The organism is Inquilinus ginsengisoli (genome assembly GCF_031453975.1).
Taxonomy (GTDB): domain Bacteria; phylum Pseudomonadota; class Alphaproteobacteria; order DSM-16000; family Inquilinaceae; genus Inquilinus; species Inquilinus ginsengisoli_A.
On the sequence record NZ_JAVDPW010000005.1, the window covers coordinates 416102 to 429065 of the forward strand.

At 69.2% G+C, this 12964-nt stretch carries 10 protein-coding genes; 2 read left to right on the forward strand and 8 right to left on the reverse strand.

Features of this window, described 5'->3' with window-relative positions; translation table 11 throughout:
* Positions 1 to 26 precede the first annotated feature (26 nt).
* A complete protein-coding gene (locus E9232_RS16395; RefSeq protein ID WP_309795462.1) occupies positions 27 to 1754 on the reverse strand; it encodes a GMC family oxidoreductase in 1728 nt (575 codons plus the stop codon).
* Between the two features lie 284 nt (positions 1755 to 2038).
* On the opposite strand from E9232_RS16395, the gene E9232_RS16400 reads away from it, so the two are divergent.
* The gene (locus tag E9232_RS16400) at positions 2039 to 2770 is read left to right on the forward strand and encodes a FadR/GntR family transcriptional regulator (RefSeq protein ID WP_309795465.1); all 732 of its coding nucleotides are present in this window, start codon (positions 2039 to 2041) and stop codon (positions 2768 to 2770) included.
* A 38-nt stretch (positions 2771 to 2808) separates the two neighbouring features.
* On the forward strand, positions 2809 to 4332 hold the full coding sequence (locus E9232_RS16405; protein ID WP_309795467.1) for a GMC family oxidoreductase: 1524 nt from the start codon (positions 2809 to 2811) through the stop codon (positions 4330 to 4332).
* Between the two features lie 32 nt (positions 4333 to 4364).
* Here E9232_RS16405 and E9232_RS16410 read toward each other — a convergent pair whose 3' ends face one another.
* The 7 genes from E9232_RS16410 to paoA form a co-directional block, all read right to left on the reverse strand.
* Positions 4365 to 5594: an extracellular catalytic domain type 1 short-chain-length polyhydroxyalkanoate depolymerase gene (locus E9232_RS16410; protein ID WP_309795469.1), complete on the reverse strand. Its 1230-nt coding sequence runs from the start codon at positions 5592 to 5594 to the stop codon at positions 4365 to 4367.
* 95 nt (positions 5595 to 5689) lie between these two features.
* A complete protein-coding gene (locus E9232_RS16415; protein ID WP_309795471.1) occupies positions 5690 to 6109 on the reverse strand; it encodes a ribbon-helix-helix domain-containing protein in 420 nt (139 codons plus the stop codon).
* Positions 6110 to 6237: 128 nt separating this feature from the next.
* Positions 6238 to 6615: a PRC-barrel domain-containing protein gene (locus tag E9232_RS16420; RefSeq protein ID WP_309795473.1), complete on the reverse strand. Its 378-nt coding sequence runs from the start codon at positions 6613 to 6615 to the stop codon at positions 6238 to 6240.
* 269 nt (positions 6616 to 6884) lie between these two features.
* A complete protein-coding gene (gene tkt / locus E9232_RS16425) occupies positions 6885 to 8873 on the reverse strand; it encodes a transketolase (RefSeq protein ID WP_309795474.1) in 1989 nt (662 codons plus the stop codon).
* Positions 8874 to 8980: 107 nt separating this feature from the next.
* Complete coding sequence (gene paoC, locus E9232_RS16430; RefSeq protein ID WP_309795477.1) at positions 8981 to 11188, reverse strand: aldehyde oxidoreductase molybdenum-binding subunit PaoC; 2208 nt, start codon at positions 11186 to 11188, stop codon at positions 8981 to 8983.
* Positions 11189 to 11191: 3 nt separating this feature from the next.
* The gene (locus E9232_RS16435; protein WP_309795479.1) at positions 11192 to 12142 is read right to left on the reverse strand and encodes an FAD binding domain-containing protein; all 951 of its coding nucleotides are present in this window, start codon (positions 12140 to 12142) and stop codon (positions 11192 to 11194) included.
* Entirely contained in the window at positions 12139 to 12774 is a 636-nt protein-coding gene (paoA, locus tag E9232_RS16440; protein ID WP_309795481.1) for an aldehyde dehydrogenase iron-sulfur subunit PaoA, read from the reverse strand. Before paoA ends, E9232_RS16435 begins: the two co-directional genes overlap by 4 nt.
* Between the last annotated feature and the right edge of the window lie 190 nt (positions 12775 to 12964).

The window sequence follows — 12964 nt, forward strand, 5'->3', positions numbered from 1 at the left end:
CCCTGTCTTGGATCATTCGTTCGTCCTTAGCCATGACGGTATGCCCTCCGGCCGACCGTTTCAACCGTATTATTTGGTTGAAGATGATTGTTGGCGAAATTGGTTGGATCATTGGTCGGAATTTCGGCTGGAGCCAGCGTCGGCACGCCGCGGATCAGGTCGGCGGCGCGCTCGGCGATCATCAGCACCGGGGCGTTGATGTTGCCGCAGATGAGGTCGGGCATCACGGCGGCGTCGATGACGCGCAGGCCCTCGGCGCCATGCACCCGCAGCTGGGGGTCGACGACGGCCCCGTCATCGGCGGAGACCCCCATCCGGCAGGTGCCAGCCGGATGGTGGACGGTGATCGAGGTGGCGCGGATATGGGCGTCGATCTCGGCATCCGTCGCCTTGCCGGAGCCGGGGGCGGATTCCCGGGCGATGAAGCGCGCCATCGGCCCCTGCGCCATCACCTCCCGCGCCATGCGGATGCCGGCGCGCAGGCTGCGCCAGTCGGCCTCCGCCGCCAGGAAGTTCTGGCGGATGACCGGCGCCGCCATCGGGTCGGCGGAGGCCAGGCTCACCGTGCCGCGGCTCTCCGGCTGGATGATCACCACCCGGCAGGCGAAGGCGTCGGTGAAGGGCTGCTTGAACGGCTTGAAATAGGGCCAGGCGCCCAGTGGTGCTGCGGTCAACAGGAACTGCACGTCGGGCAGCGCCAGCTCCGCCCGGCTCTTGAGGAAGCCGACGATGCCGCCCGGCACGTCGGCGGCGAAGCCCTTGCCGAAAGCGTAGGCCTTGCCGAGCTCCAGCGCGATGCGGTCGGCCCGCATCATCCGGTGGAACGGCCCGGGCTCGCGGCGCTGGTACATCAGGATGGTCGAGACATGGTCCTGCAGGTTGCGGCCGACGCCGCGCAGCGGGATGCGCGTGCCGATGCCGTGTGCCGCCAGCTGCTCCGGGTCGCCGATGCCCGACAGCATCAGCAGCTGTGGGCTGTTGATCACGCCGCCGGACAGGATGACCTCGGCATCGGCCCAGGCGGTCAGGACTTTCCCGTCCTTCACATAGTCGACGCCGACCGCGCGGGTGCCCTCGAACAGCACGCGGGTGACCATAGCGCCGACCGTGACCGTCAGGTTCGGCCGGGCCAGCGCCGGCCGGAGATAGGCGGTCGCCGCACTGCAGCGCCGGCCGTTGCGGATGGTCATCTGCAGCCGGCCGAAGCCTTCCTGCCGGGCGCCGTTGTAATCGTCGGTCCAGCCATGCCCGGCCTCGCCCGCGGCCGCGGCATAGGCGTCGAGCAGCGGGTCCTGGTAGCGGCAATACTGCACCCCCAGCGGGCCGTCGCCACCGCGCCAGGCGTCGGCGCCGCCCTCCCAGGATTCCAGCCGCCGGAAATAGGGCAGGGCGTGGGCATAGGACCATTCGTCCAGCCCCGCCGCCGCCCAGCGGTCATAGTCGCCGGGATTGCCGCGGACATAGGCCATGGCATTGGTCGAGGACGAGCCGCCGACCACCTTGCCGCGGGCGCACTCCACCCGGCGGCCGTCGACATTGGCCTCAGGCTCGTTGAAGTACATCCAGTCGTGCAGCCGCTTCTGCAGGATCTTGCCCCAGCCGAGCGGAATGTGGATCCAGGGGTCGCGGTCCCAGCCGCCGGCCTCCAGCAGCAGCACGCGGCAGGCCGGGTCCTCGCTGAGGCGGGCCGCCAGGACGCAGCCAGCGGAGCCGGCGCCGACGATGATGTGGTCGTAGCCCGGAGCGCGTGTCATCGCAGGTCCACCCGGGCCGTCGACCGCCGGGTCATCGACCACGGGGCCGGCGTCCCTGGATCCGCCGGCCATGGCCGGTCGACCGGTTGTCCGGGCATCGGAAGCCTCCTGTCGGGGTTGCGCCGGTCTGGGCGGCGCTTGCTGGTGATCACTCGACCATCATCCAACCATTCTTGTCAACCATGGCAAATGGTTGCTATGGTGGGCACTGTGGTCGTGATTGCCGGCACAAGGATGCGGGCGGCGCCGACCCTCAAGAACCGAACAAAGCCAGAGGGACCAGGATGAACCGATCGGCGCCTTCCCAGCACCCGAACGCCGACGCTCAGACGCCCGATCCCTCAATCGATGATGATCCCGGCCAGGACGGCAATCTCGACGACGTCGTCGCGGCGCTGCGCGGCATCCTCGCCACCGGCCAGGGCACGCCGTCGGAGCGGGCATTGGCGGAACGGCTGAACGTCAAGCGCCACCGGCTGCGGCGGGCGCTTGACCAGCTGCGCGCGGCGGGGGAACTGGCGCCGGCACGGGCCGGGCGGCCGCGGACCGCGACGCCGCGGCGGGGCGACGACCTCGCCCGCGACACCAATCCGGTCGAGATCATCGAGCTGCGCATGGTGCTCGAGCCGGCGCTGGCCCGGCTCGCCGCGCTGCGCGCCTCCCCGTTCGAGATCATGCGCATCCAGCGGGCCGCCAGCACGCCCCCGGGCGCGGTGGCCGGGACCGTCGACCTGGCCTTTCACAAGGCTGTCGCGGCCGGTGCCCGCAACAGCCTGGCGGCCGAGCTCTACGCCCTGATCCGTGAGGTGGCGACCGACGCCCGGCTGCGCTTCGGCAACAGCGACAATCCCAGCTGCCCGAACCGGCTGAAGCAGCGAGACGCCGAGCACAAGCTGATCGCCGACGCGATCGCCGCGCGCGATCCGGATGCGGCCGAACAGGCGATGCGAGCCCATCTCGGGGCGGTGCAACGCCAGATCCTCGACCGTCTCGGCCCCAGCGTCGCGGTGGCCTGAGGGCGAGCGCCTTCCTTCCCGCAGCGGAGCACATGGCCATGACCGGTTTCGACGTGCTGGTGATCGGCGCCGGCTCCGCCGGGTCGGTGGTGGCGGCAAGGCTGAGCGAGGATCCCGGCCTGTCCGTCGGCCTGGTCGAGGCCGGGGCGGTGCCGTCCGATCCCGACATCGCCTCGCCGCAGCAATGGCCGTTCCTGCCGGGCCGCGCCTTCGACTGGGCGTACCGCACCATCCCCCAGCCCGGCACCGCCGGACGGAGCCACGACTGGCCCCGCGGCCGCATCGTCGGCGGTTCCAGCTGCCTTCACGCGATGGCCCATGTCCGCGGCCACCCCGATGATTTCGAACCTTGGGCCGCCGCGGGCGGGCCTGGCTGGTCCTATCAGGCGCTGCTGCCGGCCTTCCGCCGCAGCGAGCGCTTCTCGGGCGGCGCCTCGGCCATGCACGGCGATGCCGGTCCGCTCGACGTGCTGCTGCCCGGCGACGAGATCCACCCCCTGGTCCGCGACTACATGGATGCCGGGGTGTCGATCGGCGCGCCACGCCTCGGCGACCACAATGCCGGTCCGCTGACGGGCGCGGCGCCGAACCAGCTGACCATCCGGGATGGCCGCCGCGTCAGCGTCGCCGACGCCTATCTCGTGCCGGCCCTCGGCCGTCCCAACCTGACGCTGCTGACCGATGTGCTGGTCCATGACCTGGTGATGCAGGCCGGCCGGGCGTGCGGCGCCCGGATCACCCGGGGCGGGGTGCAGGAGATCCTGACCGCGGACCGGATCGTGCTCTGCGCCGGCACGGTCGCCTCGCCGCTGCTGCTGATGCGGTCCGGCATCGGCGACCCCGACACCCTGCGCGGGGCCGGCATCGCCTGCCGGCACGAGCTGCCGGAGGTCGGGCGCAACCTGCACGACCATCTGCTCGCGGCCGGCAATGTCTACCGCGCCCGGCGGCCGGTCGCGCCGTCGCGGCTGCAGCATTCGGAATCGCTGATGTACCTGCACAGCGACGACTCGTCCCGGGCGGAGGGATCGCCGGATGTCGTGCTCGCCTGCGTCGTGCTGCCGGTGGTGACCGAGGCGTTTGCGCGGCCGGAGGCGGGCAGCGCCTACACCATCATGTGCGGCGTCACCCACCCGACCAGCCGCGGCTCGCTGCGGCCCGGCGGGCCGTCGGTGGCGGATGTCCCGATCATCGATCCCGCCTATCTCTCGACCGACCAGGACCGGCGGAGCTTCCGGGCCAGCCTGCGTCTCGCCCGCGCCGTCGGCCGGGCCGCGCCGCTGCGCGACTGGAGCGACGGCGAGATCCTGCCTGGGCCGGGGGTGGAGGCCGATGTCGATCTCGACGCCTTCCTGGCCCGGGCGGCGATGACCCATCACCACCCGGTCGGCACCTGCAGCCTCGGTCCCGTCGTCGACGGCGATCTGAGGGTGCGGGGCATCGACGGGCTCTTCGTGGTCGACGCCTCGGTCATCCCGTCGATCACGGCCGGCCCGGTCAACGCCGCGGTGGTCGCCATCGCCGAAACCTGGGCCGGTGCGACCGATCAGCCAAGGCAATGAACGCCTCAGATCGCCCGGCCGCTCCGCTTCCCTCACTCGCCGAGTTGCCGCCGGAAGAAGCGCATCATCTCACGGCTGGCGTCCGGCCCGCGTGGCTCGGTGTACGAACCGGCCGGGCTGCCGCCCGACCAGGCATGGCCGGCGCCGTGCAGCACCCAGTGCTCCGACATCGGGCGACCGGCGTCGTCCGCCCGGATCGTGCAGGTGTAGCCGATGCCGCCCGGGGCGGTCCCGTTTCTGACCGTGGTGCGGAGGTCGGACGCGGCTTCGGCCTGGGCCAGGACCTGGTCGCCGTTGACGGGGCTGACGGTGGTGTCGCGATCGCCGTGGAACACGATGGTCGGGACAGCGGCGCCGGACCGTCGCAAACTGGCCGCCGCCGGCGGCATGCCCTGGCGCATCGCCGTGAAGGCCGACATCATGTCGCTGGCGGCCCCGCAGGCCAGTCCGGAATGCACCCCGACGGCGGCGTAGAGGTCGGGATAGGCCGCCCCCATGATCGCCGCGGCGGCACCGCCTGCCGACAGGCCGGCGACATACACCCGCCGGGGATCGACCGGGTGATCGCGCATGATCTGGCGGGTGATGCCGGCGATCAGCGCCGGTTCGCCGCCGTCGCGCCGCTGATCGCCTGGGTTGAACCAGTTCCAGCAGCGAGAGGCATTGGCCGACCGGGTCTGCTCGGGATAGGCGACGAGGAAACCCTGCTCCTCGGCCAGCTCATTCATGCGTGTGCCGGCGGCGAAGTCGTCCGGCGACTGGGTGCAGCCATGCAGCATCACCACCAGCGGCAGTGCCTGTTCGGCACGGCCGCCGGGGATGTAGAGCTTGTATGTCCGCTGCCCGGTCTGGCCGGCATAGCTGCATTCGTCGAACCGGGCGCCATCAGGCGCCGGAGCCGGCCCAGGGGCAACGGGGCGGCCGGGTGCGACGGCGTCACCGGCAGGGGCGTGCGGCCGTCGAAAGCGATCGAGGAGTCCACGGAACATCTCACGTGCTTGGGGCCGGCCAGCTGGCGCGGCGTCGGGATCGCCGGGCTGGGGCGGCGTCCAGGTCTCTCCGGTTCCCGGGGATGGCGGCACCATGTCGATGGTGGTGCGCCCGCCGGGGCCGGGCATCTCTGCGGAGTTGGTCTCCGACGCCGGCGGGCTTGGCGGCGGCGAGGCAACAGCGCCGCGCAGAAGCGCCATGGCTTCGCCGAGCCGTCCGGCGCGGGTGAGGCGGGTCGCCTCCTGCATGTCGATCTTGGGGCGTGCGATCATGGCAGCATGGTCCTGTGTGCCGAAATCCGCCAGGGCGAGATCTGTGCCCGCCTTGATCGGCCGAGATGGTCGGTGTGCGGCCTGCAGCCGCTTCGTCACCGGATGCGGTCGCTGAGGGCGGCCTTCACGGCGGCGCCGGCCTGCAGGGCCCCGAGCACGTGAAGGGAGGCGATGGTTTCGCGGGCCAGTTCAGGGGTGACGTCATCGGCGATCACGGCCAGCCCCAGGACCTGGATGTGCAGCATCTCCCCGGCCATTCGCGCGGCTTCCAACTCGCGTCGGTCGAACCGGCGAAGGCCGAGGTCGAGGCGATGGCGGGCGACGGATTGCTGGATGGCGTCGCCATGCCGTTCCAGCTGGTTGCGGATGGCCGTGCGGATGAGATCGGTCCGGTTGGAGTAGAAGCCCTCGCGCACGAGCAGGTCGATATGGCCGAGATCGACATAGCCGAGATTGATCGTGATCTTCTCGCTGTCGGCCGCCTTTGGCCGAAGATCCCGCGTCGCGCCGGCCATGACCACCATCCTCCTACCATCCAGGTGGATGGTATATGGAGTTGGCTGCGATGATTGCAATCGGGTCGGGCGCAAAAACCCCGGCCGAAGCCGGGGTCCTTGGATTGCTTTTCGCCGCTGCAGATCGTTCAGCGAGGCGGCAGGCCGTCCCAATATGGCCGGACGCCGTAATGGTCGTGGATGTCCTGCTCATACTCCCGGGTCCATTGCGGCTCGACATCGTCGCTGAAGACCGGCGCGCCTTCGAGCTGCTCGCTGGACAGGCTGACGACATAGCCGCCCTTGTCGGTGTCGTAGACCAGCGAGGACCAGGGCAGCGGATGATACTTCTGGCCGATGCCGAGAAAGCCGCCGAACGACATCACCGCATAGGTGACGCGGCCTGAGACCTTGTCGATCATCACGTCATGCACCTCGCCCAGGCTGTCGCCCGCGGTGTTGTAGACGTCGGTGCCGGACACCTTCTCCGCCGAGATCAGGGTCGTCGTCTCTTCGCGATGTTCCATGGCCTTGCTCCTTGCTGAGGACTTGCCATGGCAACGGGCTGGCTGAGTTATGAGTTCCGTGGACGTGAAAATGATCGGAAAGAATTCCCATATTAGAAGTAGTAATAATCAAAATATGGCATCTAAAAACATCTCATATTAACGAATTAGTAATGGTGAAAACAATATTTGCTTACGAATTTTATTGAAGAGAATCGTCCTGGAAATCTGCGCGGCCCAATGCTCCCAAAACCATCCCCGGATCGCGCAGCCGGCCTCTCGGTCGACGGTCACATTTTGGAGGACAGGGTCTTGCGGGCCGCTCCCACAACGGCGTCCACCGTGATGTCGAACTTGGCGTAGACGTCGGCGATCTTGCCCGAGGCGCCGAAGCCGTGCATGCCCACGAAGGCTCCGTCGAACCCCAGGTAGCGTTCCCAGCCCAGCTCGACGGCGGCTTCGACGGCGACGCGGGCGGTGCCGTCGACCAGCACATCCCGGCGATACGCCGCATCCTGCTGCTCGAACAGCAGCCGGCACGGCATCGACACCACCGCCGTCGGCACGCCCTCGGCCTGCAGCGCCTCGCGGGCGGCCACCGCCAGCTGCAGCTCCGACCCGGTGCCGATGATGGTGAGCTGCCGCGGGCCGCCTTCGGCCTCGTGGAGGACATAGGCGCCCCGGGCGGATTTGTTCTCACCCCCTGCCTCTCGCCGCAGCAGCGGCACCGGCTGGCGGGACAGGGCCAGGAGGGCGGCCCGGCGCGGCGTGTCCAGCACCACCTCCCAGCATTCGGCGGTCTCGATCGCATCCGCCGGGCGGAACACTGCCAGATGCGGAATCGCGCGAAGCGCCGCCAGATGTTCGATCGGCTGGTGGGTGGGACCGTCCTCGCCCAGGCCGATCGAGTCATGGGTCATGACGAAGATGGTGCGGATCTCCATCATCGCCGCCAGGCGGATCGACGGGCGGCAGTAGTCCGAGAAGCACATGAAGGTGCCGCCATATGGGATCAGGCCGCCATGCAGCGCGATCCCGTTCATCATCGCCGCCATGCCGTGCTCGCGGACGCCGTAATGCACATAGGAGCCGTGATACATGCCGGGGCGGATCTCGACCTCCCCGGCGGCCTTGGTGTTGTTGGACGGGGTCAGGTCGGCCGATCCGCCGAGCAGCTCGGGGATCGCGGCGAAGAGGTGGTCGAGCACGGCGCCGCTGGCCTGCCGCGTCGCCATCGGCTTGCCGGCCTGGACGAAGTCCTGCCGCGCCCCAACGATCGCCTGCTTCCAGTTGTCGGGCAGGTCGCCGCGGTTGCGGCGCTCGAAATCCCCACGCAACGCCTCCGGCGCCTGCTTCACTCGTTCGACCCAGGCCAGGCGCTTGTCCCGGCCGCGCGACCCGATCGCCCGCCAGGCCTGCAGCAGGTCGTCCGGGATCTCGAAGGGCGGCGCGGTCCAACCCAGCCGCTCGCGCGCGCCGGCGATCTCCGCCTCGCCCGGGGCGTCGCTGTGGGCCTTCTGGGTGCCGGCCCGGGTCGGCATGCCGAAGCCGATGATGGTGCGGCAATTGATCAGCGTCGGCTTGTCGGTGACGGCCTGGGCCTCGGTGATCGCGGCGCGGATCTGGTCGGTGTCGTGCCCGTCGATCTCCAGCACATGCCAGTTCGACGCCCGGAAGCGGTCGGATTGGTGGTCGGAGACGGACAGGCTGGTCGGGCCGTCGATGGTGATGGAGTTGTTGTCGAAGAAGGCAATCAGCTTGCCGAGCCGGAGGTGCCCGGCCAGCGAGATCGCCTCATGGCTGATGCCCTCCATCAGGCAGCCATCGCCGAGGAAGACATAGGTGAAGTGGTTGACGAGATCGTCGCCGAAGCTGGCGTTCATGATGCGCTCGGCCAGCGCCAGGCCCGCGGCATTGGCCGTACCCTGGCCCAGCGGCCCGGTGGTGGTCTCGATGCCGTCGGCATGGTGGTATTCCGGGTGGCCCGGGGTCCGGCTGTCGACCTGCCGGAAGCGCTCGATCTGCTCGATCGTCATGTCGCGGTAGCCGGTGAGGTACAGCAGGCTGTACAGCAGCATCGAGCCGTGGCCGTTGGACAGCAGGAAGCGGTCTCGGTCGATCCAGTGCGGGTCCGCGGCATCGAAGGTCAGGAAATCGCGGAACAGCACCGTGGCGATGTCGGCCATCCCCATCGGCATGCCGGGATGGCCGCTCTTGGCCCGCTCCACCGCGTCCATCGAGAGGGCCCGGATGTCGAATATCGACTCAACGACCGACATCGCGGTTATCGCCGACCTGTCGGCTCGATCCCCGACATCCCAAAGACGTGATCGTCTTCGTTGGCCGAGAGATGCGCCTGGATCTGTGGTCGGCGCTTCATATCCGATCATGCCACTTCCGGCAGCCGGGCCAGCAGCTTGTCGAGCGTGATCGGATAGTCTCGCACGCGCACGCCGGTCGCGTTGTGGATCGCGTTGGCGACCGCGGCGCCAACCCCGCAGATGCCGAGCTCGCCGACGCCCTTGGCCTTCATCGGCGACGACATCGGATCGGTCTCGTCGAGGAAGACCACCTCCTGGTGCGGAACATCAGCATGGACCGGCACCTCGTAGCCGGCGAGGTCGTGGTTGACGAAGAAGCCGATGCGCTTGTCGACCGCAAGCTCCTCCATCAACGCGGCGCCGACGCCCATGGTCATGGCGCCGATCACCTGGCTGCGCGCCGTCTTCGGGTTGAGGATGCGGCCGGCGGCGCACACCGCCAGCATCCGCCTGACGCGGATCTCGGCGGTCGCGGAATCGACGCCGACTTCGACGAAATGCGCGCCGAAGGTCGATTGCTGGTGCGTCTTGTCGAGGTCGCCATATTCGATGGCGTCCTCGGCCACGATGTCGCCTTCCGTGACGGCCTGGGCCAGCGGCACGCTGCGGTTGCCCGCATGCACATGGCTGTCGGCGAATACCGCCTCGGCCGAGTTGTATCCCAGCCTCTGCGCCACCGCTTCGCGCAGCTTCAAACAGGCGGCATAGACGCCGGCGGTCGAATTGTTGCCGCCCCATTGCCCGCCCGACCCGCACGAGACCGGGAAGGTCGAGTCGCCCAGGCGCACCACCACCTTGTCGAGCGGCACGCCCATCATCTCGGCCGCGGTCTGGGCAATGATCGTGTAGCTGCCGGTGCCGATGTCGGTCATGTCGGTTTCGACCGTCACATCCCCCCGACTGTCGAGCCGGACGCGTGCCGCCGATGTCGTCACGAGGTTGTTGCGCAATGCGGCGGCGACGCCCATGCCGACCAGCCAGCGCCCGTCCTGCGTCTTGCCAGGCTGCGGGGTCCGCTTGCTCCAGCCGAAGCGGGCGGCACCGGTGCGCAGGCATTCGACCAGGTTGCGCTGCGAGAACGGCCGTTCGGGCTTTTCGGGATCGACCTGGGTGTCGTTGAGGATGCGGAACTCCACCGGGTCGAGACCGAGCTTCTCGGCCATCTCGTCGATGGCGATCTCCAGCGCCATCAGGCCCGGCGCCTCGCCTGGCGCGCGCATGGCATTGCCCTCGGGCAGGTCGAGCGCCGCGAGCTTCGTCGTCGTCATCCGGTTGGCGCCGGCATAGAGCAGGCGAGTCTGGTTGACCGCGGTCTCGGGCTCGCCGCCCGGCAGGTTGCCGGACCATCCCTCATGGCCGATCGCGGTGATCCTGCCGTCCCGGGCCGCGCCGATGCGGATACGCTGGATCGTCGCGGGCCGGTGGGTGGTGTTGTTGAAGATGAGGGGCCGAGGCAGCGCTACCTTCACCGGCCGCCGCGCGGCTCGGGCGCCCAGCGCCGCAAGCAGTGCATCGGACCGCACGAACAGCTTGCCGCCGAAGCCGCCGCCGATGAAGGGTGAGATCAGGCGGACCTTCTCCTTGGGGATGCCGAGCGTCTTCGCCACATCCCCCGTGCCCCAGTCGATCATCTGGTTCGAGGTCCAGATCGTGAGCTTGTCCCCGTCCCACGCTGCGATCGAGGCATGCGGTTCCATCATCGCGTGCCCCTGATCGGGCGTGGTGTAGGTCGCGTCGAGCTGGACCGGCGCCGCGGCGAACGCGCCGGCGAAGTCGCCGAAGGCCGTGTCCGGGGGGCCGCCGACGCCGGGTTTGGGGGTGACGGCGGAGTCCTTCGCCGCCGCGAGGTCGAAGGCACCCTCGGCGCTGACATAGTCGACGCGGATCAGCTGCGCCGCGGCGCGCGCCTGCTCGAAGGTCTCCGCGACGACGACCGCGATCGCCTGGTGATAGTGATCGATCGCGGGGCCGCCGAGCAGCTTGGCCGGGTTGTAGTCGCCCTTGCCCAGCTTGCCGGCATTGTCCGCGGTGACGATGGCGAGCACGCCGGGCGCGGCCTTCGCGTGGCTCAGGTCGATCGACGCGATCCGGCCCTTGGCGATGGCCGCACCGACGACATGGCCGTAGGCCGGGTCCGGCACGGCATCATGCCGTTCATAGGCATAGGGCGCAGTGCCCGTGGTCTTCAGCGGACCGTCGATCCGGTCTCTCGGCTTGCCCACGATCTTGAGCTGGTCGATCGGATTGGTGGTGGCGGGGGTGTCGAACTTCATGGCTCAGGCCCTCGCTTCGGCCAGCACCGCGCCGAGCGTGCGCTCGGCCAGCAGCAGCTTGAATGCGTTCTCGTGCGTCGGCTTGGCGTCGGCAAGCAGGCGCTCCGCGACCGCCTTCGCGCCGTGCGGCAGCTCCGTCTCGGCGGCCTCGACCCGCCACGGCCTGTGGGCCACCCCGCCCAGGGCGACGCGCCCGGTGCCGTCGCGCTGCACGATCGCGCCGACCGAGACCAGCGCGAAGGCGTAGGAGGCCCGGTCGCGCACCTTGCGATAGATCTGCGTGCCGCCGACCGGCTTGGGCAGCGTGACCGTCGTGATCAGCTCCCCGGGCTCCAGCGTCGTCTCGATGTGCGGCGTGTCGCCCGGCAGGCGGTGGAATTCGGCAATCGGGATGCTCCGCGTCGTGCCGTCGGCCTTCACGGTCTGCACCGTCGCGTCGAGCGCGCGCATCGCCACCGCCATGTCGCTCGGATGGGTCGCGATGCACGCGTCGCTCACCCCCACCACCGCAAGCTGGCGGCTGACCCCGCCGATCGCGGCGCAGCCGCTGCCAGGCTGGCGTTTGTTGCAGGGTTGGTTGGTGTCGTAGAAATACGGGCAGCGTGTGCGCTGCAGCAGGTTGCCCGCTGTCGTCGCCTTGTTGCGCAACTGGCCCGAAGCGCCTGCGAGCAAGGCACGAGAGAGCAGGCCATAGTCGCGCCGCACGCGCCGATCGGTGGCAAGATCCGTATTGCGGACCAGCGCGCCGATCCGCAGTCCGCCCTCCGGCGTCGCCTCGACCTTATCGAGCGCGAGCCCGTTCACGTCGATGAGGTGGGCCGGCGTCTCGATCTCGAGCTTCATCAGGTCGAGCAGGTTGGTGCCGCCGGCAATGAATTTGGCGCCCGGGATGCGCGTGACCGCCGCCGCGGCTTCTGCAGGTGAGGCGGCGCGTTCGTAGGTGAAGGACCTCATGCCTGCCTCCCGGCGACCTCGGTGATCGCGTCGACGATGTTGGAATAAGCGCCGCAGCGGCAGATGTTGCCGCTCATCCGCTCGCGCAGTTCGGCCGCCGTCACTTGCGGATGCGCGGTGAGGTCGGCGCTGACATGGCTAGGCACCCCGGCTGCGATCTCGTCGAGCACCGCCACGGCCGAGCAGATCTGGCCGGGCGTACAGTAGCCGCACTGATAGCCGTCATGCTTGACGAAGGCGGCTTGCATCGGGTGCAGCCCGTCGGGCACGCCCAGCCCCTCGATGGTGGTGACGCTGTTGCCCTCATGCATGACCGCCAGCGTCAGGCATGAGTTGATCCGGCGGCCATCGACCACCACCGTGCAAGCGCCGCACTGGCCGTGGTCGCAGCCCTTCTTGGTGCCGGTGAGGTGCAGGTGCTCGCGCAACGCATCGAGCAGCGTGGTCCGGGTGTCGAGATCCAAATGGTGATGCTGGCCGTTCACCTCGAAGGACACCTTCGAGGTGAACGGCGCCCCGGTGACGGCGGGCTGGGCCCTGGCCATCGACGGCGCCGCGGTAATCGCCACGGATGCCGCTGTCCCGACCATGAGGCCGCGCCGGGATAGTTCGAGTTTGTCGGGATCCTGCATGTCGGTTCCATCCCATCCGCTGAATATGTCCGGCCGACGAGGCGGCACGGTCGTCGGCCTTGCCTTCCGGCACGGCGAGGTCTGCTGTCGCCGCGGGATCGCGGACCTGCGCGCAGTCCGGATGTGCCGGGAAGGCGAGAGTGACAAGCAGGCGAGATCCGGATCGCCGCCTGCTCTTCCACTGAGTCAA

Bases quoted from the DNA above. Each gene is read 5' to 3' on its own strand.
- E9232_RS16395 (WP_309795462.1), bottom strand. From the start codon at position 1,754: ATGACACGCGCTCCGGGCTACGACCACATCATCGTCGGCGCCGGCTCC.
- E9232_RS16400 (WP_309795465.1), top strand. From the start codon at position 2,039: ATGAACCGATCGGCGCCTTCCCAGCACCCGAACGCCGACGCTCAGACG.
- E9232_RS16405 (WP_309795467.1), top strand. From the start codon at position 2,809: ATGACCGGTTTCGACGTGCTGGTGATCGGCGCCGGCTCCGCCGGGTCG.
- E9232_RS16410 (WP_309795469.1), bottom strand. From the start codon at position 5,594: ATGATCGCACGCCCCAAGATCGACATGCAGGAGGCGACCCGCCTCACC.
- E9232_RS16415 (WP_309795471.1), bottom strand. From the start codon at position 6,109: ATGGCCGGCGCGACGCGGGATCTTCGGCCAAAGGCGGCCGACAGCGAG.
- E9232_RS16420 (WP_309795473.1), bottom strand. From the start codon at position 6,615: ATGGAACATCGCGAAGAGACGACGACCCTGATCTCGGCGGAGAAGGTG.
- tkt (WP_309795474.1), bottom strand. From the start codon at position 8,873: ATGTCGGTCGTTGAGTCGATATTCGACATCCGGGCCCTCTCGATGGAC.
- paoC (WP_309795477.1), bottom strand. From the start codon at position 11,188: ATGAAGTTCGACACCCCCGCCACCACCAATCCGATCGACCAGCTCAAG.
- E9232_RS16435 (WP_309795479.1), bottom strand. From the start codon at position 12,142: ATGAGGTCCTTCACCTACGAACGCGCCGCCTCACCTGCAGAAGCCGCG.
- paoA (WP_309795481.1), bottom strand. From the start codon at position 12,774: ATGCAGGATCCCGACAAACTCGAACTATCCCGGCGCGGCCTCATGGTC.